Genomic DNA, 23,919 nt, shown 5'->3' on the forward strand with positions numbered 1-23,919 from the left:
TGCGGAGAGATGAAACGCCTGTGGAGCCGGTGTAAGACCTCAAGGGGAGTCCTCCCGGCGGGCGACTGGCGACGAAGCAGGAACCCCCATGGGTGACCGTGGGGAATCCCCCTCGTTTACGAGGGGGAGGATGTCAACCACGTCACCCTACCAGAGCGCTGCCGTGAATCGAGAGCACCGCTCTCCGGGGCTCTCGTGCGGACAATCCACGACCGGAGGGGCAGAGCTATGATCGGTCGTAGATTGCCGGCTTGACCTGTTATAAGCGTGGGGAGTCGCATGCGTGAGCCGCTTACCATCGCCGTCGTCCAGCCGCTGTGCGCGCCCTACGACGTGGCGGCGAACGTGTTGACGCACGCGGCGGCGGTACGGGCCGCGGGTGCCCGGGTGGTGGTCTTTCCCGAGCTGTCCGTGACGGGGTACGAGCTGGACGCCCCGGCCATCACGGCTGACGATCCCCGGCTGGCGCCCATCGTCGAGGCCTGCGCGGAGACGGGCTCGGTGGCGCTGGTCGGCGCGCCGTTGCAGGGCGAGCAGGGCAGGTCGCACATCGCGATGCTGGCCGTCGATGGCACCGGGGCCACCGTGGCCTACCGCAAGATGTGGCTGGGCACGGCCGAGGCCGAGCGGTTCACCCCCGGAAGCAAGCCGGCGGTGCTCGACGTTGACGGCTGGCGGCTCGGTCTTGCCGTCTGCAAGGACACGGGTGTTCCGCAGCACGCGTCCGACACCGCCACCTTGGGGATCGACGTCTACGTCGCCGGCACGCTGAAGTCCGTGGAAGAGTCGGCACTCCAAGACGAGCGCGCGCGCCGCGTCGCCACCGACCACCAGGTCTGGGTGGCGGTGGCCAGCTTCGCCGGCTCGACCGGCGGCGGCTACGCCGAGGCCGCCGGCCGTTCGGGCATCTGGTCGGCCGATGGGGACGTGATCACCCAGGCGGGCCCCGAGGTCGGTGCCATCACCAAGGCGACGCTCACGTCGGTGTAGCCGCACCTCCAAGCTCATGAGGTTGATCACCGTTCCGGGCGGGCGGTGGCTTTCACGCTCTGCCGGCGGTCTTCGCCGCACTGTCGGGCGCGGGGCGATTCCGGCGGCGTACGACGACCCCGGCGAGGCAGGCCAGCACGCCGACGCAGAACGCCACCACGAACAGGACGATCATCGGGTTGACCCAGAAGGGCACGAGTTCGTAGCTGGATCCGTCCGTCCACCTGCAGATCTGCCGTACCGGGAATGACGCCTGGCTCTCGATTCGGCGTCATCGGCTGCGGGATGCGGCCGAGGGAGCCGACCTGATGATGACCAGCCGGTTTTGCGGCACTTCCTGAAGTGCCTGACGGATTCGAGAGCACCGCTCTTGACGACAGGTGCTCTCTTGAGAGAGCATTGCTCTCGAAGCGGAGCGATGTAACCATAACGGACTGGAGCGCACGATGCAGGCCGTGTTCAAAGGCGCCAGCGCCGCCCTGATGTTCTTGCTTGAGCTGGGCGTCTACGGGGCCATCGGCTACTGGGGGTTCACGTTCAGCTCCAACTGGTGGCTCAAGATCCTCTTGGGCGTCGGCGGCCCGGTGCTGTTCGCCGTCGTGTGGGGCCTTCTCGGGTCGCCGAAGGCGAGCATCCCGCTGCACGGTCTCGGGCGCGCCGCCCTGGAGATCGTCTGGTTCGGCGGTGGCATCATCGCCGCTGCCGCCGCCGGCCTCGTCACCACCTCGGTGGTGTTCGCCGCCCTCTTCGTCGTCAACGCGATCCTGCGGATCGTCTGGAACCAGGTCTGAACCCCCCGAGGATAGGAAGATCGAATCATGGGCAAGCACGTCATCGTCGGTGCCGGACAGGTCGGCTCGCAGCTCGCCGAGTCGCTCGCGGCGGAGGGTCACGGGGTCGTCGTCGTCAGCAGGTCCGGATCCGGCCCGGCCGTAGCGGGAGTCACGCGGGTGGCGGCCGACGCCGGGGACGCGGGCCGGCTCACCGACATCGCGAAGGGCGCCGACGCCCTCTACAACTGCGCGAACCCGCAGTACCACCGCTGGGCCACGGACTGGCCTCCGATGGCGAATGCGCTGCTCACGGCGGCGGAGCGGACCGGGGCCGTGCTCGTCACCCTCAGCAACCTCTACGGGTACGGGCCGGTCGACCGCCCGATGACCGAAGATCTGCCCATGGCCGCGCCTGGGACCAAGGGGAAGGTGCGGGCGAAGATGTGGGCCGACGCGCTCGCCGCCCACCAGGCGGGGCGGGTGCGGATGACCGAGGTGCGGGGATCCGACTACTTCGGACCGGGGATGTCCGCCCAGTCGGTGTTCGGCGACCGCTTCACCGCGCCCATTCTGGCAGGGAAGACGGCATGGATTCCCGCGGACCTCGACCAGCCGCACAGCCTGACGTACCTTCCGGACGTGGCCCGTGCCCTGGCGGCGGTCGCCACCGACGAGCGGGCGTGGGGGCGCGCCTGGCACGTCCCCACCAGCCCAGCGCTGACGATCCGCCAGGTGGCCGAGCGCACGGCCGCGATCGCCGGCGCCCCCGCGCCCCGTGTCAGGCCCCTTCCCCACTGGGTGATGCGTGCGGCCGGGGTACTCTCACCCCTGCTGCGCGAGCTGGAGGAGACGCGTTACCAGTTCGTAAGGCCCTTCATCGTCGACTCCTCGGCCTTCGAGACGACCTTCGGCATCGCCCCCACCCCCCTGGACGAAGCCCTCAAGCAAACCATCACCTGGCTGCGCCCAGCCACCCCCACCAAATGATCACCACGCCTCCCAACCGGAGTACGTCCCACTCCACCCGCGCTTTCGCCACCGCCGGCGCCGTCTCACCGCTCACCAAGCCGACCGAACGATGACCTCGTTCACCGTACGACCTCGTAGCCAGACTCCTACGCTGTGTAAGTGAAGTGGGATCGGGTCCTCTGCGGTGACATCAGAGGCGTCGCGCACGGAGACTCGGAACGTGATCGATGAAAGGGCGCACCCCGGGTGCATCTGCGGCGGGGCGCCCTATCCGGTGAATGGTCGATCGGCGATGATGATGACGGACACGGCAAGGGGAGGAGGAACGCGACATGGACGACATCAGGACCCAGGCTGGTCTGCTGAATCAGAGCGATGCCGCACGCTTCCTCGATATCCGGCAGCAGACCTTCAACCGCTGGGCGCGGGGTTACGAACGGGGAGCTCCGCTTCTGCATGTCCTTCCCTTTGCCGGGTCACGGGCGGCGACCGTGCCGTTCGTGGCCATGGCCGAGGCGTACGTCCTGGACGCATTGAAGCGGGCGGGAGTGAAGCCCCACAAGATCCGGCCGGCGCTTCAACGGCTGCAGAAGGAGTTCGGGCACGAGTATGCCCTCCTGGCTCCCGAGCTGGCGACGGACGGCATCGACGTTCTCTGGGACTTCTCACGCACCAAAGCCGGTGCGGGGCTCATCGAGGCCAGAACCGGTCAGCATGTGATCCGCGAGATAGTGACCGACTACCTCGACTACGTCATGCGTGCCGAGGACGGCTTTCCCGGGAGTCTGCGCCTGCGAAGCTGCCTTCCCTCGAATGTGGTGGTCGACCCGCTTCGGGCGTTCGGGCAACCTATCTTCGCCGGTACACGGACGCGGGTAGCCGAGGTCGCCGCCATGATGAAGGCAGGCGAGGCGCCCGAGGTGATCGTCGATGAGCTCGGAGTCACGCTCGACGACGTCAGAACCGCCACCCGCATCCTCCTGGGCCACGCCGCCTGAGTTCTATCTCGACGAGAACAGTGTCAGCCGCAGCGTGCGCAAACTGCTGTCAGGCCTGGGTTATCAGGTCCATACGCCGGCCGAGTTGTTCGGATCCCGAGACAAGGCACTCGGTGCGCCTGATGATCAATGGCTCCCGATGGTCGGGCAGCGCGGCTGGGTAGTGATCGCGTCGGACATAGCCTCGTCTGGGATGAGCGGTGTTTTCTGTGAACATTGGGGGCGGTGGCGGCGTCTTACAGTGATCCGACCGACAGATAGGGAGTCACTGTGAAGAATCGTGCACTGGCCGGTGCCGCGCTCGCCACCATGTTCACCTCCGCGTTCGCGTTCACGCCCGCCGCCTCCGTCGAGACGGAAGCCGTGCCGCGGCCGCTCACCGGAGAGGCGGTCTACTTCGCCTACAACCATGGGTTCAGCGTCGACCGCTACGTACCCAGGAAGGGCTTCGTGAGGATCGGCGCGCCCTCGGACAACTCCCAGTTCGCCGCCTCGCCCGACGGCAGGAAGGTCGCCTGGGTCACGCAACGCGGGGAGGTGAAGGTGAAGGCCGGCACCAGGGTGACGACCGTCGCCAGGAACGTGCCGACAGGCATCCCCTGCCTGACGCCGGCCTGGTCACCGGACTCCAAGCAGGTGGCGTTCGTCGCGACGGCGAAGGCGGACGCCGTCACGGTGGTGAACGCCGACGGCACCGGCGGGCACAAGGCCGGCAAGACCCCCGGCGTCTGCCATCTCACCTGGTCCGGCGGCGGACGCTACCTGGCCGGCTACACCGGTACCGCCGACGCCGTCTACAAGCTCGACCTGAAGACCGGGAAGCCGGCGAAGGTCAAGGGCACCAGGGCCGTCACCCACGTGCAGAGCCTGTCTCCCGACGGGCGCCGCGTGATCGTGAACGTCGTGCCCGTGGGCCAGCCGACGGGCGACGGCGGCTGGCCCACCGCTTTCAGGCCGACCATCGTGGACACGGTGTCCGGCGAGAAGGTGGCGATCTCCGTCAAGGGCCGTCTCCTGGGCGCGTTCTATCTGCCCGACGGGCGCCTGGTGGTCCGGGTCGCGGGCACCACTCGCAACACACTGGTGGTGCTCGACAAGAACGGCGAGGAGTCGCAGCGCCTCGCCGAGCCCGCGGGGGCGAGGAAGCAGGGCCTCCTGCAAGTAGTCGGCTAACCGGCGCCGGTATCCTTCCCTCTGGGCAAGCGCGGTCCGGCGTGACAGGGCGGCGGCCGTAGTCTCTCGGCATGGAGACCATGCGGGTGGCGATGATCGGGCTCGGGGACATCGCGGAGAAGGCCTATCTGCCGGTTCTGGGGGCGACTCCGGGGATCGATCTGCTGCTGTGTACGCGCGACCGGGCGACGCTCGACCGCCTGGGGGAGGCCTATCGCGTACCGGCCAGGTACACGTCGGTCGAGCAGGTGATCGACGCCGGGATCGAGGCGGCGTTCGTGCACGCCGCGACCCGGGCGCATGTGGAGATCGTGGAGTCGCTGCTGCTGGCCGGCGTGCACGTGTACGTCGACAAGCCGATCGCCTACGACCTGGCCGGCGCCGAGAAGCTCGTACGGCTGGCGAGCGAGCGCCGGCGGTCGCTCATGGTCGGCTTCAACAGGAGGTACGCCCCGGGGTACGCCGGGCTGCGGGAGCTTCCGCGCGATCTGGTCATCATGCAGAAGAACCGCGCAGGCCAGCCGGACGACCCGCGCCGGGTGATCTTCGACGACTTCATCCACGTGGTCGATACGCTGCGATTTCTCGCGCCGGGCGATATTTCGGAAATGTCGGTAGACCTGCGGCTCCGCGACGGGCTCCTGGAGCACGTGGTCCTGCATCTCTCCGGACGCGCGGACTCCGGCGGAGAAGAAGGCATCTCGGCCCCCGGGCGGACGTCTCGCAGGGGAGAGGGCTCAGCGGCGTCGTCGAGGGAGAAAACGACGCCGCCAGGCGGTTCCACGTTCACGGCGATCGGGGTGATGAGCAGGGTCAGCGGGTCTAGTGAGGAGACCTGCGAGGTGATCGGCGGCGGCGGCAAGCGCCGGGTCGTCAACCTCGCCGACGTGGTCGACCACTCAGGCGGGGAGACGGTGACCCGGCGCGGCGACTGGACGCCCGTCCCCCGGCAGCGCGGCATCGAGCAGCTCTGCCAGGAGTTCCTCGCGTCGGTGCGGGAGGGGCGGGTCATCGGGGCCGAGGACGCCCTCGCCACTCACGCCATCTGCGAGGACATAGTCGCCCAGGCCCTCAGCGGGAAGATGGACACCTCCTGGTAAGACGTCCCCGCCCAGATCCGGCGGGAGGGCTCCGGTGGGGGAGAGGTCGGCGGGTGGGCCGGTCGGGGTCGGCGAGAGGACTGTTCGTCCCAGCGGGAGGAGTCAGCGGGAGGAGAGGTACTGGTCGCCGAGGGCGCGCAGGCGGGTGTGGGCGGACTCGTAGATCTCCGGCCCGCCGAGGTACGCCTTCGGGAGCTTGGCGACCATCGTGTAGTTGGTGTCGCACACGTTGCCCACCGGAGCCTCGGCGCCCTGGCTGATCAGCTGGTAGGCGTCCAGCTCGTCGAGCCCGGTCAGCGACGCCGCCCAGGTGATGAGGTCGTGCTGGCTGATCCGGTAGGCGTCCTCCAGCGGGCGCGCCGACCCCGTGGACATGAGGTGCTTGTCGTCCTCCAGCCGCGGCCACGGCGTGGCGACGCCCTTGATCAGCTCCACGGCGACGACGGTGTTCATCGCCGCCTCCACCGCGGTGCCGCAGACCTCGCCGTGCCCCTGGCGGCAGTGCCCGTCACCGATGGAGAACAGCCCCCCCTCGACGTTGACCCCCAGGTAGACCGTGACTCCGGCCCGCAGCTCCGGGGTGTCCATGTTGCCCCCGTGCGCGTCCGGTGTGATGGTCATCCGCGCCTCGGAGGCGGCCGGGGCGACTCCCACGGTGCCGTGCATGGGGTCCAGCGGCATCTCGACGCCGAAGTCGCCGCGCCGGGCCTGGTAGCGCACGATCCGCCTCTCCACGTCGACCTCGTACAACCACACGACCTCTTCGAGCGGCTGGTGCAGCATCGCGGTGGTGTGGGTGGCGGTCAGCGCCCCGAAGTGGGGGAACGTCGTGGAGACCGCCCAGTCGCGGGCCGGCTCGATGGAGACGAAGTGCAGCGCGAGCGTGTCGCCCGGCTCGGCCCCCTCGACGTGGAAGGGGCCGGTGACCGGGTTCAGGTACGGGAACTCGCATACCTTCGAGGGGAGGTCTTCGAAGCCGCGTACCCGTCCGCCGAAGCAGTCCTCGGTGAAGAGCTCCACGACCGTGCCCGGCTTGATCCTGCCCACGGCGGGTCGTCCGCCGAACGTGTAGGACAGTTCCTCGGCGGCGGGCTGGTAGGAGACGACGTTCACTCGGAGACCTCCGTGTTGATCGCGGACAGGGTCGGACGCCGGCCCATCATGTAGCTGCCGGCGAGGATGAGGATGCCGATCGCCAGCCAGACGAAGCCGAGCACCTGGGCGGCGACCTTGGCGTTGATGACGACGTAGAGCAGGATCAGGAAGCCGATGGCCGGGGCGATGAGGTGCCTCCACCAGTCGCGGCTGCCCTTGCGCACCACGTAGTGGACGACGACGGACACGTGCAGGGCCAGGAAGGCCGTCATGGCGCCGAAGTTCACCAGCGTGCCGAGCAGCGTGATCCCGTCGTCGCGCGAGCTCATGTACAGGCCGAGGACCAGCGACACCGCGGCGACCAGGAAGGTGGCGTTGACCGGCACCTTGTGCTTCGGGTGGATCTTGCCGAGGAAGCTCGGGAGCTGGCGGTCGCGGGCCATGGCGAACAGCAGGCGCGAGGTGGCCGCCTGGGCGACCAGGGAGTTGGCGAAGCCCCAGGCCACGGCGGTGGCGACGGCGGTGAGCACGCTGAGCCAGTGGCCGCCCGCGTACGCGGCGGTGTCGTAGAAGGCCGTGCCCGCCGGGTCGCCCTTGGTGAGCAGCTCCTCGCGGTTGGGCGCGAGCAGGGCGGCGACCCAGGTCTGCACGACGAACAGCACGCCGGCCAGCGCGAGCGCGTAGACCATGGAACGGCCGAGCTTGCGGGTGTCCTCGCGGCTCTCCTCGGCCAGCATCGAGATGCCGTCGAACCCGAGGAAGGACAGCACCGCCACCGACACGGCCCCGAACACCAGTGGCCAGGAGAACGTCGAGGAGTCGAACAGCGGGCTGAACGCGTTGCCGTGCCCCTTGCCCTGCGCCAGGGCGACGAGCCCGATGACCAGGAAGATGGCCAGTACGATCAGCTCGGCCACCAGCATGATCTTGTTCATGCGCGCGGTCATCTCGATGCCGAGGTAGTTGACCACGGTGTTGAGCACGATGAAGCCGATCAGCCAGGCCCAGATCGGCACGGCCGGGATGAACGACGCCATGGCCGCGCTCGCCACGAGGTACAACAGGGCCGGCACGAGGACGTAGTCCAGCAGGATGACCCAGCCCGCGAGGAAGCCCACGGGGGCGGCGATCCCGCGTCCCGCGTAGGTGTAGACCGAGCCTGCCATCGGGAAGGCCCGCGCCATCTGCGAGTACGACAGCGCCGTGAACGCCATCGCGACCATGCCGATGACGTAGGCGAGCGCCACCATCCCGCCCGAGGCCTGGAAGACGCCGCCGAAGATGCCGAACGGCGCGATCGGCACCATGAAGATCAGGCCGTAGATCAGCAGGTCGGTGAAGCTCAACGATCGCTGCAGCTCCTGCTTGTAGCCGAAGCGCTCCACGCCGGGACCGGTCCCCGGCGGGGATGCGGACGAGGGTGAGATGTCGGAGGGAGAGGACATGGACGGCTCCTTCAAAACGCGGGGGCAGAGCCGTACGATAGGGGTATTCCTTGAAAACGAAAAGGTTTCAATTGAAACTTTTACACGCCGGTCACACCGCGGGACCACACCTAGGCGGAGGTCACCATGTCGAAGTCGAGCCCGTCGGCCCGCCCCACGTAGACCCGCTGCCGCACGTGGCGGTCGGTGAGGGTGAGAAGGCCACGACCGCTGGTGATCGTCGTGCCGTCGGCGACCGCCTCGATCGCGGGGACGGCGAGGCTCCCCGCGCGACCTGCCAGGGCCGCGAGCATGAGCACGCCCTCATAGCAGCCGTGGCCGTGCCCGTTCAGCAGCGGCGCCTCCGGGCCGAACCGCTGGGTGTAGCGCTGGGCCAGGCTGAGGTTGGCGTCGGTGGCGATGCTGCCGAAGTAGCCCATGGCGGCGTACAGCTCGCCGGTGGAGTCGCCGCCGATGGCCAGCAGGCCGTGCTCCTCCAGCGCCCCGCACAGCCGCGCGCATGCGAGCCCGCTCGCCGTGAAGGCCCGGTTGAACGCGACCAGGTCGCTGCCGATGAGGTTGAGCAGCACCGCGTCGGGCCGTACGGCGGCCAGCTCCTCGATCAGCGGGGCCATCGCGGTGGTGCCGGACCGGACGAACCGCTCGCCGACGACGGTCGCGGACCGCGCCCGGATGTGCCTGCGCGCCGAGGCGTGGACCAGCCGCGGCCAGACGTAGTCGTTGCCGAGCAGGAACCAGCGCTTCGCCTTACGGTGGTCGATCAGCCAGTCGAGACCCGGGCCGACCTGCCGGGACGCCGGCTCGCCGAGGAAGTAGACCCCGGGGTTGCGGGCGCGGCCCTCGTAGGGCGGCGTGTAGACGAAGGGCACCGCGCCGACCGGCGAGCGCTCGATCGCGACGCGCACGTCGCTGGCGTGGGTGCCGACGAGCGCCTGCACGGCTCCCGCGCGCACCAGCCCGTGGACCTCGCGGGCGACCTGCGCCGGGCTCCTGCCGGCGTCGATCAGGACCAGCTCGACCGGCCTGCCGAGCACCCCGCCCATGGCGTTGACCTCGGAGGCCGCCAGCATTGCGCAGTTGATCGCGCACGGCCCGAGCAGGCCCAGCACGCCGGAGACGGGCACCACCAGGCCGACGCGGAGCGTTTCGGACCTGAGCAGATGAGCTTCAAGGGGGTCGATGACCACCGTGACAGGATCGGCCACGTGCAAGAGTATCCTCCTTGCGCACTCACGGACGAAGGGAGCCCTCGATGGTGACGGCGGAGTCCGATGAGGACGGTGCGGTGGACTCGACCGTGCGCTCGGTGACGACGGGGCTCGGATCCTCCCTGGCGTACCTTCTGAGCCGCGCCGAGCGGAGCGTCAACCGCGATCTCGCCACGGTGCTGGCGGCCGAGGAGGTGTCCGTCGACCAGTGGCGCATCCTCCAGGCGCTCGCCGACGGCCGCGGCCACACCATGGGCGACCTCGCCGAGGCGGCGCTCATGCCCCACCCCACGCTGACCAAGGCGGTCGACCGGCTCGTCGAGCGGGCGGTGGTCTACCGAGGCCATGACCCGGCAGATCGCCGCAGAGTGGCTGTTTTCCTCGCAAATCGGGGCAGTGAGCTCCTGGGCCGCCTGGAGGCGGGCATCGCCGAGCACCACCGGGCCATCCTCGCGACGTACGGCGCCGAGCGCACCGAGCGGCTCATGCACGAGCTCGAACTGCTGGTCCGGTCCCTCGAAGGCTGACCTCCACCAGTACGAGTTTGCGCATATGGTACATAACGCTGCTCAAAAGGGGAGGTCAAGTGCCCGACTTGCTGGTAGGGCCGATGCTGCGTTATGTCGACGAGACGAGCGCGTCCATATGGGTCGAGACGAGCGAGCCGTGTGAGGTCACGGTGGCGGTGGACGGCACGCACGCCGCCGACCGCACCTTCACCGTCCACGGTCACCACTACGCGATCGTCGACATCGAGGCGACAGGGGCGTACACCGTCGAGCTCGACGGAGAGCGCGTGTGGCCGGTCGAGGGCTTCCCTGACAGCCAGATCTGCCCGCTTGAGCAGCTCGACCGCGTGGTCTTCGGCTCCTGCCGGACCACCGTCCCCCACGACGACGCCCACGTGGCCACCCACGGCGTGGACGTGCTCCGCGAGTACGGCCAGCGCCTGCTGCAGGGGGACGACATCCCGAGCCTGGTGGTCTTCCTCGGCGACCAGGTGTACGCCGACGAGCCGTCGCAGGAGATGCTCGACTTCATCCACGCCCGCAGGCAGGACGGTCCTGACGAGATCGTCGACTTCGAGGAGTACGCCGAGCTGTACCGGCAGGCCTGGACCGATCCGGTGGTCCGCTGGGTGCTGTCCACCGTGCCGTCGGCGATGATCTTCGATGACCACGACGTGCGCGACGACTGGAACACCTCCGTGGCCTGGCGGGAGAAGATGGCCGAGGTGCCGTGGTGGTCCTCCCGGATCACCTCCGCGCTCGGCGCTTACTGGGTCTACCAGCACCTGGGCAACCTCTCGCCGTCCGAGCGCAAGGCCGACCCCATGTACGCCGAGATGCACGGGAGCGAGGGCGACGGGGGCGCGGCCCTCGACGCGTTCGCGAAGAAGGCCGACGAGGATCCCTCCTCGACGCGGTGGAGCTACACGCGCGATGTCGGCAGAACACGCCTGATCATGCTCGACACCCGGTGCGCCAGGAAGCTCGACCCCGGCCACCGGCGCATGCTCGACGACGAGGAGTGGGCCTGGTTCACCGAGAACGCCACCGGCGACCTCGACCACCTGCTCATCGGATCCTCGGTCCCGGTCTTCCTGCCGAGCGGCATCTTCGACGTCGAGAGCTGGAACGAGGCCGTCGCGGGCGGGGCGTGGGGCCGCAGGGCGATCGCCTGGGGCGAGAAGATCCGCCAGGCGCTCGACCTCGAACACTGGGGCGCGTTCCGCCAGTCGTTCGAGGAGCTGGGCGGCGTGCTCGTCGACGTGGCCGCCGGGCGCAAGGGCAGGGCCCCCGCCACGATCGTGCTGCTCTCGGGGGACGTGCACTACTCGTACCTGGCGGCGGCGGGCCCGGCGTCGGCCGACCTGGACTCCGCCCGCATCTACCAGGCGGTCTGCTCGCCGATCCGCAACCCGCTCAGCCGCACGCTGCGCCTCGCCAACGTGATCGGGTCCTTCGGCGTGGCCGCCGTCGTCGGCGGCATCCTCACCCGTACGGTCCGGCTGCCCCGCCGCGCGCTGCGGTGGAAGATCACCAACGGCCCGTGGTTCCCCAACGCGCTCGCGTCCCTCGACCTGGACGGCCGCTCCGCGGTGCTGCGCTGGCACACCGCCCGCCCCACCTTCGAGGAACTGGCCGAGGTACGGCTCACGCCCTGAGGCGCGAGCCGTACGGGTGCGTCAGAGCGCGTCGTCGCCGGTGACCGCGAGCCGGGTGAACCCGTTCCCGATCACCGGGGCGCGCCGCTGGCGATCGACTGGATGTTCACCTTCACCGGAACTCGGCGTGCCTACTCGGCGGCCAGCTCGGACAGGACGGCGGCGAGCTGGTCGACGGCCCAGTTGAGGTCCTCCTCCGACACCACCAGCGGTGGCGCGAGGCGGATCGTGGAACCGTGGGTGTCCTTGGCGAGGACCCCGCGCCGCATCAGCGCCTCGCAGACCTGCCGCCCGGTGCCGAGGGAGGGATCGATGTCGATGCCCGCCCACAGGCCTCGGCCGCGCACCGCGACGACGCCGTGGCCGCCCTGGCCGGCCTGCCCGACGAGCCCGCGCAGCCGCTCGTGCAGGAGCGCGCCGAGCTCCTTCGCCCTGGCCTGGTACTCGCCGGTCTTCAGCAGCTCGATGACGGCGCTGCCGACGGCGCAGGCCAGCGGGTTGCCGCCGAACGTCGAGCCGTGCTGGCCGGGCTTGATGACCCCGAGGACGTCGGCGTTCGCGACGACGGCGGACACCGGGACCACGCCCCCGCCGAGCGCCTTGCCCAGCACGTACATGTCCGGGACCACGCCCTCGTGGTCGCACGCGAAGGTGTCACCGGTGCGGCCGAGGCCCGACTGGATCTCGTCCGCGATGAGCAGCACGTTGTTCTCGGTGCAGATCTCCCTGACCTGGCCCAGGTAGCCGGCCGGCGGCACCAGCACGCCCGCCTCGCCCTGGATGGGCTCGATCAGCACCGCGACCGTGTTCGCGTCGATCGCGTCGCGGATCGCCTCTGCGGAGCCGTACTTCACGATCGTGAAGCCGGGCGTCGCGGGGCCGAAGCCGTCACGGGCGTCCGGGTCGGTGGAGAAGCTCACGATCGTGGTGGTACGGCCGTGGAAGTTGTCCTCCATGACCACGATGTTCGCCTGGTCCGGGGCGACGCCCTTGACCTCGTAGCCCCACTTGCGGGCCACCTTGATGGCGGTCTCGACGGCCTCGGCGCCGGTGTTCATCGGCAGGACCATGTCCTTGCCGCACAGGTCGGCCAGCCCCTGGCAGAAGTCCGCGAACTGGTCGTGGAAGAACGCCCGGCTGGTCAGCGTGACCCGCTGGAGCTGCTCCTGCGCCGCCTGGAGGATCTTGGGGTTGCCGTGGCCGAAGTTCAGCGAGGAGTACCCGGCCAGGCAGTCGAGGTAGCGTGTTCCCTCGACGTCGGTGACCCACGCGCCACGCGCCTCCCGCACGACGACCGGCAGGGGGTGGTAGTTGTGAGCGCTGCGTCGCTCGCTGAGCTCGATGAACTCCTGTGTCCTGCTCATGCGCGGATCTCCAATGTGCAGCACTTCGGACCGCCGCCGGCCTTGCGGAGCTCGCTCAGGTCGACGGGGATGACGTTGAGACCCCGGCGCTTCAGTTCCAGGGAAAGCTCGCCCGCCTCGACGTTGACGACCACGTTGTGGCCGTCGCTGACGGCGTTGAGACCGAGCACCGCGGCGTCGTCGGCGGAGGCGAGGACGGCGTCGGGGAACATCCGCCGCAGCACCTCCTGGCTGCCCGGCGAGAACGCGCCCGGGTAGTACGCCACGTTGCGCCCGTCGATCGGGAACAGCGCGGTGTCGAGGTGGTAGAAGCGCGGGTCGACCAGCTGGAGCGTCACCACGGGGCGGCCGAGGAACTCCTGGGCCTCCTTGTGGGCGCTGATGGCCGTACGGAAGCCGGTGCCGGCCAGGATGACGTCGTCCAGGGTCAGGAAGTCGCCCTCGCCCTCGTTGGTCTGCGACGGCTCCATGGCCGGGCCGTACCCGTTGGCGGTGAACCAGCTGAGGTAGGCGGGGCCCTCGGCGGCGCGCTCGGCGGTGGCGAACCTCGCGCCGTAGACCCGGCCGCCGACCACCAGGGCGCCGTTGGCGGCGAAGACCATGTCCGGCAGGCCGTCGATCGGGTCGATCAGGCTGACCGTGTGGCCCAGTTCCTCGTAGACGTCCTTGAGACGCTCCCACTGCCGGACGGCGGTGGCGGCGTCCGCTCCCGCGATCGGGTCCATCCAGGGGTTGATCGCGTACTCGACCGCAAAGTAGTCGGGACGACACATGAGGTAATGCCGGCTGTGCGCCATCTATCACTCCGTCGGATAACGGCTGGTCAGGAATGGCTTCAGCCTAGGAACGGCGGCAGGTTCGGGCCAGGCACGGACCTTGCGCGCTCCCGTGGATCGATTGCGTTCTTCGCCACATGTGCGGCGATTTGTTGCGTATGAACGAAATGTCGTTTAAGGGGCAACAACTAGGAGGTCGGGCGGGTTACACGATGTTTCATCCATGTGACGGCCAGTGTCGTGCCGCCTCATCGGCCTCAGACCTGGTGGGGCGTCGCGTTACGCATGTGAGGGGGGTCGTCGATGAGGCGGGAGAGCACGATCGCGCTCTTGGTGCGCACGACGAACGGTTCCGACGCCACGCGCTCGATCACCTGCTCGACGTGCCGGACGTCCTTGGCGCGGATGTGCAGCAGGGCGTCGGCCTCGCCGGTGATCGTGCAGGCGGAGATCACCTCGGGATGGCGCGCGACGGCCATGCCGATCTCGGCCGGGGAGGTCTTGCCCCGGCAGAACAGCTCCACGTACGCCTCGGTGGTCCAGCCGAGCGCCGAGGGCTCCACGCGCGCGGTGAAGCCGGTGATCGCTCCGGTGCTCAGCAGGCGGTCAACCCGCCGCTTGACCGCTGGGGCCGAAAGCCCGATTTGATGCCCAATTTCGGCGTATGTCGAGCGAGCGTCCTCGACCAAGGCTCCGACAATCGCACGATCAAGTGCATCCAACTCCACGGTGACTGTATACAGCCGCTTCACTCCAGGTACACAGTTCGGGGTCACTCTAAAATTTAAGTGACCCCAATTTTGGTGTTACGGTTCTGGACATGGTTCACGCCAGAGGTCTCACCCGGACCTCCACCTCCAGGACCGCCACGGTCGACGCCGTTCGAGGAGTGGATCTCGACGTCTTCCCAGGCGAGATCGTCGGGTTCCTCGGCCGAAAGGCCGGGGTGGAGAAGGGAATCCTTCTCCACCCCGGCCTTCGTGTGCGACCCGTGCGGGGGCTTACGCCTTGTCGGCCTCGCCTGTCGCCTGCTCCAACGCGTCCTCGGGAGAGGCCTCCAGGTCGTCGGAGGCCTGGGCGAGGGCGGTCTGCTTGTCGAGGCCGACCCAGCTCTTGATGCTCTCGACGGCGAACAGCACGCCGAGGTACACCGACATCACGGCGACGACCCAGGTGAGCAGGCCGAGTGCCGCGCCGGCGCCCAGCAGCAGCAGCCGGAGCTCCCAGCCGAGCCCGGCCTGGAACACCCACGGAGCCGGCCAGATGCTCTGCCGCGTGCGGTACACCGTGTCGTAGGTGTGGTAGCCGACGACGTAGATGAGCACGAACAGCAGCCACTTGGGCGTGCCGGCGGCCAGGCCGAGGACGATGATCGTCAGGAACTCGGTGCCCCTGATCAGCGGCGGCACCAGCCAGTCGAACCGGCCGAGGTGGTCGCGCGGCGCGGTCGGCACCATGAGCGCCACCATCACCAGCACGGGGAGCAGCATGATCGGCCCTTTGCCGTCGCCGAGCACGCCGGTCACGCCGATGGCGATCACGGCGAGCAGCGAGGCCAGCCCGGCGGGCACCGGAGGCAGCCCCGGGCCCATCTTGTCGCGTAGCAGCGCCACCAGGGGCCCGTCGTCGCGGTAGGCGAGCAGGCGGGCCGTCTGGATCCGGCGGCGCTCCTCGTCGGGATCGGGAACGGGGGCGGCTGCGGCCTGGGGGTGGGTGATCATGCGAGCGACCTCATGAGACGTCCGGTGAGGGTGTAGGCGGCCGCGACGCCGCCCCAGATCACGAGCGTGAGGAACGTGACCCGGGGCTCGAAGATGGCCGCGGTGAGCGCGATGGCGGCGAAGCGCTCGCCGATGGGGAAGACGATCATCTTGCGGGCCCAGTGCATGGCCCGGAACCGTCCGGCCTGGGTCCACAGCTTGAGCAGTCGGCGCACGCCGGTGCTGCGCGAGGCGCGGCGGTTCTCCAGCGCGTCGCGCAGCGACCGGTCGTCGGTGGCGGTCAGCGCCAGCGTCGGCAGCGGCACGGGCGGCTTGCGCCGGTTGGCGGCGCCGAAGGAGAAGTCGAGCAGGTGGCGCACCGACTGCACCGACAGCGCGACCAGCGCCAGCGTCCACACGTCGCCCTGCCCGGCGACGATGGAGCCGACGGCGAGGCCGGCGAACACGATGTACTCCTTGGCGCGGTCGAACGTGGCGTCCAGCCACGCGCCGAGCACGCCGAACTTGCGGGCGTACCTGGCCACCTGGCCGTCGACGCAGTCGAACACGAAGGCGAAGTAGATCAGCAGGCCGCCCGCCACCCAGCCCGGGCGGGTGCCCGTGGCGAAGGCCAGCGCCGACAGCACGCCGAGCGCGATCGAGATCAGCGTGACCTGGTTCGGGGTGAGGCCCCGCCGCGCCGCCCACCGGGCGATGAAGCGGGAGTAGGTGCTGACGAAGTACGTGGTGAAGAAGCCGTCGGCGCCCTTGACCGCGTTGTTCAGGCGGGCGCGGTCCTCGTCGTACTCGGACATCGCGGCCACGGCCGCGTCGGCCTCGGGCTGGGAGCCGACCCGGGTGAAGAACAGGTCTCTGCGGCCGCGCGTGCCGACGGAGACGCCCCTGCGGACGAGGCCGAGCACGATCAGCTGGACCAGGTCGTCCTCGGGGCCGAAAAGGTGGGCCATGTCGGCGAGCTCGCGAGCGGTCTCCGCGAGGGTGGCCGCGTGGCGCTGGTGCAGGTGGAGCGGGCCGAGCGCCACCGCGTTCGGCCGGGTGACCTGGTGGTAGGCCGAGCCGGCGGAGATGACGCGGGAACGTCCGGCGCGCAGCCTTACGGGCAGGCCTTCCAGGACGTGGTCGCCGATCTCGGGCTCGGCCTGCTCGATCGGGATGTCCGGCAGGATCGGCTCGCCGTTCTCGTCCTCCTGGCGCGGCTCCTTGGCGATCAGCGTCAGCGCGCCCCGCTTGGACTTGGTGATCTGGTAGATCAGCTCGTCGTGGATCACGACGCCGGCGGGGATGAGGAAGAGGTTCTCCGTCGTGTGCTCGACGGCGTCGGCCAGCGCGCGCAGATCACCGGCGAGGTCGCCGGACTCGACGACGCTGCCGGGGAACGCCCGGTAGTCGTCGGCGTCGCCCCGACGGACGAGGGCGACCGGCTCGGGGTCCATCGAGGCCACTTGACCGTGCAGCCGGGATAGGACGGTGGGCGAGCCGGGGAGCGACGTCAGCGCCAGGCGACCGGGCGGGACGTGCTGTTCGGGGGAACCGATCGGGCCGGGCGATGTGCCCAGCAGGACCACGCGGGTCATGTCACCCTTTCAGGCAGCGTGCGGGGGGGGCGGAGGCGATTAACAGGGGGGTGTCGCCAGGGGTCAAAGTTTAGTGACTGTTCTTCCAAAGGATGCCATCCGTGGTTCACCCGAGATCGATTCGTCGCTTCCGGGAGTCACATCCTGTTTCGTGTGTCCCGGGGCTCCCTTCCGATTCGCGGCTTTACCTGGACGGATGCCGGTGCCCTGCGCCCGGTCGGCGGCACCGGGTTTCCATCCGATTCGTCCCCGGGCGGCGGCACGTCCCTAGACTGGGAGGGTGAACCTCTACCGTGACGAGGGCGTCGTCCTGCGCACCCAGAAGCTGGGCGAGGCCGACCGCATCGTCACGATCCTGACCAAGCGCACCGGCAAGGTGCGGGGGGTCGCCAAGGGCGTCCGGCGCACCACCTCCAGGTTCGGTGCGCGCCTTGAGCCTTTCAGCCACGTCGACCTGCAGCTCCACACCGGGCGCTCGCTCGACGTGATCACGCAGGTCGAGACGCTCCGGCCGTACGGGGAGCCGCTGGTCTCCGACTACCCCCGCTACACCGCGGGCACCGCCATGCTGGAGACCGCCGACCGGCTCACGGTGGGGGAGAAGGAGCCCGCGCTCCGGCAGTTCCTGCTGCTGCTCGGCGGGCTTCGCACGCTCGTCGAGGGAGGCCACGAGGCCAGGCTCGTCCTCGACGCCTACTTCCTGCGCTCCCTCGCGGTCGCGGGGTACGCCCCCGCGCTCGACTCCTGCGCCCGCTGCTCGACCCCCGCGATCAGGGCCTTCGCCATCGCCGCGGGCGGTGTGGTGTGCGGCGGGTGCCGCCCGCCGGGAGCCACCGTGCCCGCCGCCGAGACGATCGGCCTCATGATCGCGCTCATCCGCGGCGACTGGGACTCGGCCGACGCCTCCGAGCAGCGGCACCGCACCGAGTGCAGCGGCCTGGTCGCGGCTTACCTGCAATGGCACCTCGAGCACGGAATACGCTCGCTACGACATGTCGAGCGCGTCTGAGCGCGCCTCCTCCCGACAGACACGCACAGGAGAAGCACACCGTGAACGTCCGCCCGCCCACCCCACATCCCTCCGGGGCAGTCCCGCCCCCGATCCCGCGCGAGCTGGTCCCCCGGCACGTGGCGATCGTCATGGACGGCAACGGGCGCTGGGCGAAAGCGCGCGGGCTCGCGAGGACCGAGGGCCACAAGGCGGGCGAGGCCTCGCTGTTCGACGTGATCGAGGGGGCCATCGAGCTCGGCATCCCCAACCTGTCGGCCTACGCCTTCTCCACCGAGAACTGGCGCCGGTCCCCCGACGAGGTGCGGTTCCTGATGGGCTTCAACCGCGACGTGATCCGCCGCCGCCGCGACGAGCTGCACGCCATGGGCGTCCGGGTGCGCTGGGCCGGGCGTCCGGGCCGGCTGTGGAAGAGCGTCATCAAGGAGCTCCAGGACGCCGAGGAGATGACCCGGGACAACCGCACGCTGACCCTGCAGTTCTGCGTGAACTACGGAGGCCGGGCCGAGATCGTCGACGCCGCCGTGAAGCTGGCGCAGGACATCGCCGCCGGCCGGGTCAGGGCCGACAAGGTCTCCGAGCGCACCTTCGCCCGCTACCTCGACGAGCCCGACATCCCCGACGTCGACCTGTTCGTACGGTCCTCCGGCGAGCAGCGCACCTCCAACTTCCTGCTCTGGCAGTCGGCGTACGCCGAGATGGTCTTCCTCAACCAGCTCTGGCCCGACTTCGACCGCCGCGACCTCTGGCAGGCCTGCGAGGTCTTCGCCAAGCGCGACCGCAGATACGGCGGAGCCCTCCCCAACCAGCTCTGACCCCTCGGACGGCCCGGCTGAGCCCTGGTGCGGCAGGGTCCTGGCGTCCGGGCCGGCGCGGAGGGTGAGGCAGTCCTCGCGACTCAGGCCTTGCGGCGGGCGCGGTAGGCGGCGACGTGCATGCGGTTGCCGCAGGTGCGGCTGTCGCAGTAGACCCGCGAGCGGTTGCGGGACTCGTCCACGAAGACCCTGTCGCAGTCGGGCGCGGAGCAGGTGCGCAGCCGTTCCCACTCGCCCTCGACCAGCAGGTGGGCCAGCGCCACGCCGCAGTCGGCGGCCAGGTGCTCGGCCACCGACGCCCCCGGGGCGAAGTAGTGGACGTGCAGCGGGAAACCGTCGTGCTCGGTCAGCCGGGCGGTGATCTGGGTGCGGTCGAGCAGGACGTTCAGCCGGGTGACCGCTGTGGCCGAGTCCGGAGCGGTGAAGACCTCGTGGAACGTCGTGCGCAGGGCGCGCACCTGCTCCAGGTCGGCCGCGCCGACCACCTCGATGCCGCTCATCTCGTGGCGCTTGACGAACGCGTCGAGATCTTCGGTGCCGGTCAGGCCGTCCGGGCCGCCCGTCTCGGGCGCGGTGTTGATCAGGTCGGCCACGGCGGCGAGCGAGCACACCATGTCATGGCTGAATGGCATGGTCTCTCCCGTTGGACGAGGTGCGGGCAGTGGCATGGTCGCCGGCGTGGCACGGGTGCCGCTCGCGTTCCGGCCTTCCGTCCCGGAAGCGTATCCGGTTCGCGCGCCCGTACAAGATTGCTCCAAGGAGAGACGTGCGAGACGGCGGACGCGGGGGGAGCGGCGATCAGCCCGCCGAGGCGATGGCCGAGCAGGACGGGCAGGTGCCGAAGACCTCCACGGTGTGCGTGATCGCCGTGAAGCCGTGCTCGGCGCCCACGGCCTCCGCCCAGCGCTCCACGGCGGGCCCGGCCACCTCGACCGTGCGGCCGCAGCGGCGGCAGACCAGGTGATGGTGGTGGGTGCCGGTGGCGCAGGCACGGTAGACCGACTCGCCGTCGTCGGTGCGCAGCACGTCGATCTGGCCGGCGTCGGCCAGCGCCTGCAGGGCGCGGTACACGGTGGTGAGCCCGATCTTGGCGCCATCGGAACGCATCTGGGCGTAGATGTCCTGCGCGCTCCGGAAACCCTCACTGTGGACGAGGATGTCCCGCACGGCGTCTCGGCGGTTCGTCATCGACTGCACTCCTGTGTACGACCTCGCCGTACGAATTTACCCACACCCAAGGCCAGGACGAAGCCCAAAAGCGCGAGGAGAACGATCGCCGCCCCCGGCGCGACGCTCGCGTAGAACGCGGACGTGAGCCCCCCGACCGTCGCCACCACACCGAGCACCATGGCGAGCAGCATGGTCGTGACGAAGCCACGCGTCACCTGCTGGCTGGTGGCCACCGGCACCACCATCAAGGCGCTGACCAGCAGCAACCCGACCACGCGCATCGCGATCACGACGGTGAGCGCGGCCGTCACCGCGATGAGCAGGCTCAGGAAGCGCACCGGGAGCCCGTTGACCTTGGCGACCTCCTCGTCCTGGCAGAGCACGAACAGCTCGCGCCCGAAGATCACCACCACGCCCAGCACGAAGGCCGCCAGCACCGCGATGACCCACACGTCCTGGGAGGTGACGCTGCTGATCGAGCCGAACAGGTAGGACGTGAGCGTGGAGTTGCTGCCGCCGGGGGCGAGCCCGATGAGCAGCACGCCGCCCGCGATGCCTCCGTAGAACAGCAGCGCGAGCGCGACGTCCCCGGTCGTACGGCCGCGCGCGCGGACCAGCTCGATGGCGACCGCCCCGAGCACCGCGACCAGGACGGCGGTGAGCACGGGCGCGGTGCCGGTGAGGAAGCCGAGCGCCACGCCGGTCAGCGCCACGTGGCCGATGCCGTCGCCGAGCAGGGCGAGCCGCCGCTGGACGATGAAGGTGCCCACGGCGGGAGCGGCCAGGCCCACGAGCAGCGCGGCGATCAGCGCACGCCACATGAAGTCGTACTCGAACATCTCGATCACTGCGTGGCCCCCGGGCTCATCGGTCCGCCGGCGACGTCGTAGGCGTGGGGACGGGCCTGCTCGTGGCCCGGATGCGGGTGGCAGCCGGCCGCGTCCGGCACGCCGTCGTGGACGGCGCCGTCAGGATGATGGCCGGGCCCGCCGGGGGGCGCGCCGTCGTGCAGGACGCGGCCGTCGCGCAGGACGACCGACCGCGTGATCAGCGGCGCCATCGGCCCCAGCTCGTGGGCCACCAGCAGCACGGTCTTGCCCTGCTCGACCAGCGTCGCGAGCGTGGCGGCCAGGTGCCGCTGGCTCTCGGCGTCCACGCCGGCGGTCGGCTCGTCCATGACGAACGTGTCGGGCTCGCCCGCCAGCGCGCGGGCGATGAGCACCCGCTGCTGCTGGCCTCCGGAGAGCCACCCCACGGGGTCGCCGGCCCGTCCGGTGAGGCCCACGGCGTCGAGCGCCCTGGCGACCGCCGCCACGTCGGCGGCGCTCGTACGGCGCAGGCGCCGCTGCCGGGCCACGCGGCCGGAACCCACCACCTCGCGGACGGTGGCCGGCACCCCTCCGCCGACCGAGAGGCGCTGCGGCACGTAACCGATGCGCCACCAGTCGCGGAACCGGCCGGGCGGCACGCCGTACAGCTCGGCGGAACCGGACGACAGCGGCGTCAGGCCGAGAAGGGCCCGGATGAGCGTGGACTTGCCCGAGCCGTTGGCGCCGAGGACGGCGACCACCTCGCCCGCCTCGATCCGCAGGTCGATGCCGCGCAGCACGGGCCGCCCGTCGAGGCTGACATGGCCGGCCGCCATTGCGAACGCGACGGGCGCGGCTCCCGGTGACTGCTGCGGGGCCACGCCGGTCGCCTGTGCTGATCGCGTCATGAGCATCCAAGTGCGGTGCGGAGAGCGGAGAGGTTCGTGCGCGCGGCGGACAGGTAGTCCCCCGCCGGGGGACGGCTCTCGATCGGGTTGAGAACCGCCGTCTTGGCGCCGACCTCCTTGGCGAGGACTTCGGCGACCTTGGGGCTGACGAGTTCCTCGGTGAAAATGGTAGTCACTCGCTCCTGCCGGGCGACCCCGGCCACCTCGGCCAGGCGCGCGGGGGAGGGTTCCGCGTCCGGGTCGAGGCCGCTGATGCCCACCTGCTTGAGCTTGTAGCGGTCGGCCAGGTAGCCGAAGGCGGCGTGGCCGGTCACGATCGTGCGGCTGGAGCACGTGGTCAGCCCCTGCTGGAAGTCCTTGTCCAGGGTGCCGAGGTCCCCGGCCGCCGACGCGGCCCGGCCGGTGTACGCGGCGGCGTGCGCGGCGTCGTCCCGGCCCAGCCGCTTGCCCAGCTCGGTGACCGTGGTGGCGAGCCTGCTCGGGTCGAGCCACACGTGCGGGTCGTAGTTGAGCCGCTCGTGGGCGTCCGCGCCCTCCTGGAACCGCTGAACGGCGCCGGCCGGCAGCGTGGTGATCGTGGAGGCCGCGTCGAAGGCCCTGTCCTTGGCGTGCTCCTGGACGGCTTCGTCGACGGCCGGCTGGACCCCCTTGATGTACACGACCAGGTCGGCCCGCTCGATCTCGGCGATCTGGCGCGGGGTCAGCTCCAGATCGTGCGGCTCGACGCCCGGCTGGGTCAGGCCGGTCACCGTGATGTCCGGTCCGCCCACGCGGGTGGAGATCCACTCAAGGGGATAGAAGGCGGCCAGAACCCTCGGCTTGCCCGTGCCCCGCTCGTCCGCCGAGGCTTCGGTGCCCGCCGAGCACGCGGTCGCGGTGAGCAGCGCCCCCGCGCCGAGGAGGACGGCGACGGCGCGCGGGCGCCGGTATCTGGACGGCTTGCGCCGGTTGTATCCGGACGAAAAGGGCATCACACGCCCGAGTATGCTCCAGAATGAAAACCGTTGTCAAAATCGGGGAGGATTGCGCCCCTCAGAACAGCCCGAAACGGTCGGCCGCGACGACGATCAGGAACGTGGCGAGCGCGACGCGCAGGATCCTGGCCCCCGTGCCCAGCGACGGCCACGACATGTACGCCAGCCAGCCCACGAAGCCCAGCACCGGCAGAACCGCGATGCCGCCACGCCAGTCGGGCACGGCGAACCCCACCAGCAGCAGGATCACCAGGACGACCGGGATCAGCCAGCGCGGCAGCCCGTACAGGAAGACCAGCGGGGCCGCGCTCTTCTGCTCCACCGTGCGGCGAAACCCCGTCGCGCCCGGCGTGAGGAAGTGCTCGCCACGGGGGAGGGGCCGCGCCGCCGTGCGACCGGCGCCCGTACGGCCGGTGGGCCTCCCGCGCTGCGCCAGCGGATGGTCGGGCACGCCGCGCTTCGGCGAGGAGGGCGAGGACGGCGAGGAGTCGCTGGGATCGTGCTTTTCGGCCACGCTTCGAGCCTAACGTCGGAGGGCTTCGTCACGGCACCCTATGTGTACTGGCATGCTGAACGGCATGCTTGCCCTCATCAGGTACTCCGTGCCCGGCGCGCGGGCCGACGAGTTCGTCGAGAAGGCCACGTCGATCCTCGACACGCTGGCCGCCCAGACCGGGTACCTCGGCGGGCACGTCGGAAGATCCGTCGACGAGCCCGATCTGTGGGCGGTCGTGAGCGAGTGGGAGGGCGCCGGGTTCTACCGCCGCGCTCTGTCGGCCGCGCGTATGGAGATGTATCCGCTGATGACACTGATGATCAATGAGCCAAGCGCGTTCGAGGTTCTGGTCAGCAAACCTTGAACCGCGCGCCCGATGCCCGAA

General features: G+C 70.0%; 27 protein-coding genes. 12 read left to right on the forward strand and 15 right to left on the reverse strand.

Going from position 1 to position 23,919, the window contains the following annotated elements:
- Positions 1-279: 279 nt before the first annotated feature.
- Complete coding sequence (locus AB0O34_RS20405; protein ID WP_363917436.1) at positions 280-990, forward strand: carbon-nitrogen hydrolase family protein; 711 nt, start codon at positions 280-282, stop codon at positions 988-990.
- 52 nt (positions 991-1,042) lie between these two features.
- Here AB0O34_RS20405 and AB0O34_RS20410 read toward each other — a convergent pair whose 3' ends face one another.
- Positions 1,043-1,186, reverse strand: coding sequence for a hypothetical protein (locus tag AB0O34_RS20410; RefSeq protein WP_363917438.1), 144 nt, complete (start codon positions 1,184-1,186; stop codon positions 1,043-1,045).
- 250 nt (positions 1,187-1,436) lie between these two features.
- On the opposite strand from AB0O34_RS20410, the gene AB0O34_RS20415 reads away from it, so the two are divergent.
- From AB0O34_RS20415 to AB0O34_RS20440, 6 genes are all read left to right on the forward strand, one after another.
- On the forward strand, positions 1,437-1,781 hold the full coding sequence (locus AB0O34_RS20415; protein WP_363917440.1) for a YrdB family protein: 345 nt from the start codon (positions 1,437-1,439) through the stop codon (positions 1,779-1,781).
- Positions 1,782-1,808: 27 nt separating this feature from the next.
- Complete coding sequence (locus AB0O34_RS20420; RefSeq protein WP_363917442.1) at positions 1,809-2,750, forward strand: NAD-dependent epimerase/dehydratase family protein; 942 nt, start codon at positions 1,809-1,811, stop codon at positions 2,748-2,750.
- A gap of 314 nt (positions 2,751-3,064) precedes the next feature.
- On the forward strand, positions 3,065-3,730 hold the full coding sequence (locus AB0O34_RS20425) for a DUF433 domain-containing protein (protein ID WP_363917444.1): 666 nt from the start codon (positions 3,065-3,067) through the stop codon (positions 3,728-3,730).
- Positions 3,663-4,004: a hypothetical protein gene (locus AB0O34_RS20430; protein WP_363917446.1), complete on the forward strand. Its 342-nt coding sequence runs from the start codon at positions 3,663-3,665 to the stop codon at positions 4,002-4,004. The genes AB0O34_RS20425 and AB0O34_RS20430 overlap by 68 nt, the downstream gene beginning before the upstream one ends.
- Positions 4,001-4,903 (forward strand): LpqB family beta-propeller domain-containing protein, encoded by a 903-nt coding sequence (locus AB0O34_RS20435; RefSeq protein WP_363917448.1) that lies wholly within the window; start codon positions 4,001-4,003, stop codon positions 4,901-4,903. Before AB0O34_RS20430 ends, AB0O34_RS20435 begins: the two co-directional genes overlap by 4 nt.
- A gap of 80 nt (positions 4,904-4,983) precedes the next feature.
- A complete protein-coding gene (locus tag AB0O34_RS20440; RefSeq protein ID WP_363917450.1) occupies positions 4,984-6,003 on the forward strand; it encodes a Gfo/Idh/MocA family oxidoreductase in 1,020 nt (339 codons plus the stop codon).
- Between the two features lie 102 nt (positions 6,004-6,105).
- Here the strand turns inward: AB0O34_RS20440 and AB0O34_RS20445 are convergent, their stop codons facing one another.
- The 3 genes from AB0O34_RS20445 to AB0O34_RS20455 all read right to left on the reverse strand — a co-directional run bounded on the left by AB0O34_RS20445 (position 6,106) and on the right by AB0O34_RS20455 (position 9,748).
- A complete protein-coding gene (locus tag AB0O34_RS20445; protein ID WP_363917452.1) occupies positions 6,106-7,116 on the reverse strand; it encodes an acetamidase/formamidase family protein in 1,011 nt (336 codons plus the stop codon).
- Positions 7,113-8,543, reverse strand: a complete 1,431-nt coding sequence (locus tag AB0O34_RS20450; RefSeq protein WP_363917454.1) for an APC family permease — start codon at positions 8,541-8,543, stop codon at positions 7,113-7,115. Before AB0O34_RS20450 ends, AB0O34_RS20445 begins: the two co-directional genes overlap by 4 nt.
- Before the next feature lie 110 nt (positions 8,544-8,653).
- Positions 8,654-9,748 (reverse strand): substrate-binding domain-containing protein, encoded by a 1,095-nt coding sequence (locus AB0O34_RS20455; RefSeq protein WP_363917456.1) that lies wholly within the window; start codon positions 9,746-9,748, stop codon positions 8,654-8,656.
- Positions 9,749-9,795: 47 nt separating this feature from the next.
- Here AB0O34_RS20455 and AB0O34_RS20460 point away from each other — a divergent pair, with 47 nt between their 5' ends.
- Both AB0O34_RS20460 and AB0O34_RS20465 read left to right on the forward strand, forming a co-directional pair.
- Positions 9,796-10,278 (forward strand): MarR family transcriptional regulator, encoded by a 483-nt coding sequence (locus AB0O34_RS20460; RefSeq protein WP_363917458.1) that lies wholly within the window; start codon positions 9,796-9,798, stop codon positions 10,276-10,278.
- A 59-nt stretch (positions 10,279-10,337) separates the two neighbouring features.
- Positions 10,338-11,918 carry an alkaline phosphatase D family protein gene (locus AB0O34_RS20465; protein ID WP_363917460.1) on the forward strand — a complete coding sequence of 527 codons (1,581 nt, stop codon included), beginning with the start codon at positions 10,338-10,340 and terminating at the stop codon, positions 11,916-11,918.
- A 131-nt stretch (positions 11,919-12,049) separates the two neighbouring features.
- Here AB0O34_RS20465 and rocD read toward each other — a convergent pair whose 3' ends face one another.
- The 5 genes from rocD to AB0O34_RS20490 all read right to left on the reverse strand — a co-directional run bounded on the left by rocD (position 12,050) and on the right by AB0O34_RS20490 (position 17,353).
- The gene (gene rocD, locus AB0O34_RS20470) at positions 12,050-13,282 is read right to left on the reverse strand and encodes an ornithine--oxo-acid transaminase (protein ID WP_363917462.1); all 1,233 of its coding nucleotides are present in this window, start codon (positions 13,280-13,282) and stop codon (positions 12,050-12,052) included.
- On the reverse strand, positions 13,279-14,079 hold the full coding sequence (ddaH, locus tag AB0O34_RS20475; RefSeq protein ID WP_363917464.1) for a dimethylargininase: 801 nt from the start codon (positions 14,077-14,079) through the stop codon (positions 13,279-13,281). The genes rocD and ddaH overlap by 4 nt, the downstream gene beginning before the upstream one ends.
- 236 nt (positions 14,080-14,315) lie before the next feature.
- Positions 14,316-14,786 (reverse strand): Lrp/AsnC family transcriptional regulator, encoded by a 471-nt coding sequence (locus AB0O34_RS20480; protein ID WP_363917466.1) that lies wholly within the window; start codon positions 14,784-14,786, stop codon positions 14,316-14,318.
- A gap of 273 nt (positions 14,787-15,059) precedes the next feature.
- Positions 15,060-15,779 (reverse strand): DUF5941 domain-containing protein, encoded by a 720-nt coding sequence (locus AB0O34_RS20485; protein WP_363917468.1) that lies wholly within the window; start codon positions 15,777-15,779, stop codon positions 15,060-15,062.
- Positions 15,776-17,353, reverse strand: a complete 1,578-nt coding sequence (locus AB0O34_RS20490) for a CDP-alcohol phosphatidyltransferase family protein (protein ID WP_363917470.1) — start codon at positions 17,351-17,353, stop codon at positions 15,776-15,778. The genes AB0O34_RS20485 and AB0O34_RS20490 overlap by 4 nt, the downstream gene beginning before the upstream one ends.
- A 280-nt stretch (positions 17,354-17,633) precedes the next feature.
- On the opposite strand from AB0O34_RS20490, the gene recO reads away from it, so the two are divergent.
- Together recO and AB0O34_RS20500 are read left to right on the forward strand one after the other, a co-directional pair.
- On the forward strand, positions 17,634-18,362 hold the full coding sequence (gene recO, locus AB0O34_RS20495) for a DNA repair protein RecO (protein ID WP_363917472.1): 729 nt from the start codon (positions 17,634-17,636) through the stop codon (positions 18,360-18,362).
- Positions 18,363-18,403: 41 nt separating this feature from the next.
- Positions 18,404-19,177 carry an isoprenyl transferase gene (locus AB0O34_RS20500; protein WP_363917474.1) on the forward strand — a complete coding sequence of 258 codons (774 nt, stop codon included), beginning with the start codon at positions 18,404-18,406 and terminating at the stop codon, positions 19,175-19,177.
- Positions 19,178-19,260: 83 nt separating this feature from the next.
- Here the strand turns inward: AB0O34_RS20500 and AB0O34_RS20505 are convergent, their stop codons facing one another.
- The 6 genes from AB0O34_RS20505 to AB0O34_RS20530 all read right to left on the reverse strand — a co-directional run bounded on the left by AB0O34_RS20505 (position 19,261) and on the right by AB0O34_RS20530 (position 23,552).
- A complete protein-coding gene (locus AB0O34_RS20505) occupies positions 19,261-19,809 on the reverse strand; it encodes a CGNR zinc finger domain-containing protein (RefSeq protein ID WP_363917476.1) in 549 nt (182 codons plus the stop codon).
- A 166-nt stretch (positions 19,810-19,975) separates the two neighbouring features.
- Complete coding sequence (locus tag AB0O34_RS20510) at positions 19,976-20,365, reverse strand: Fur family transcriptional regulator (protein WP_363917478.1); 390 nt, start codon at positions 20,363-20,365, stop codon at positions 19,976-19,978.
- Positions 20,362-21,195: a metal ABC transporter permease gene (locus AB0O34_RS20515; protein WP_363917480.1), complete on the reverse strand. Its 834-nt coding sequence runs from the start codon at positions 21,193-21,195 to the stop codon at positions 20,362-20,364. The genes AB0O34_RS20510 and AB0O34_RS20515 overlap by 4 nt, the downstream gene beginning before the upstream one ends.
- Complete coding sequence (locus AB0O34_RS20520; protein WP_363917533.1) at positions 21,192-21,992, reverse strand: metal ABC transporter ATP-binding protein; 801 nt, start codon at positions 21,990-21,992, stop codon at positions 21,192-21,194. The genes AB0O34_RS20515 and AB0O34_RS20520 overlap by 4 nt, the downstream gene beginning before the upstream one ends.
- A 68-nt stretch (positions 21,993-22,060) precedes the next feature.
- Positions 22,061-23,035: a metal ABC transporter substrate-binding protein gene (locus AB0O34_RS20525; RefSeq protein ID WP_363917482.1), complete on the reverse strand. Its 975-nt coding sequence runs from the start codon at positions 23,033-23,035 to the stop codon at positions 22,061-22,063.
- Positions 23,036-23,096: 61 nt separating this feature from the next.
- Positions 23,097-23,552, reverse strand: a complete 456-nt coding sequence (locus AB0O34_RS20530; protein ID WP_363917484.1) for a DUF6703 family protein — start codon at positions 23,550-23,552, stop codon at positions 23,097-23,099.
- A gap of 52 nt (positions 23,553-23,604) precedes the next feature.
- On the opposite strand from AB0O34_RS20530, the gene AB0O34_RS20535 reads away from it, so the two are divergent.
- Positions 23,605-23,898, forward strand: coding sequence for an antibiotic biosynthesis monooxygenase family protein (locus tag AB0O34_RS20535; protein ID WP_363917486.1), 294 nt, complete (start codon positions 23,605-23,607; stop codon positions 23,896-23,898).
- Positions 23,899-23,919 lie beyond the last annotated feature (21 nt).

This window comes from Sphaerisporangium sp. NPDC088356 (assembly GCF_040685555.1).
In the GTDB taxonomy this organism is placed as follows: domain Bacteria; phylum Actinomycetota; class Actinomycetes; order Streptosporangiales; family Streptosporangiaceae; genus Sphaerisporangium.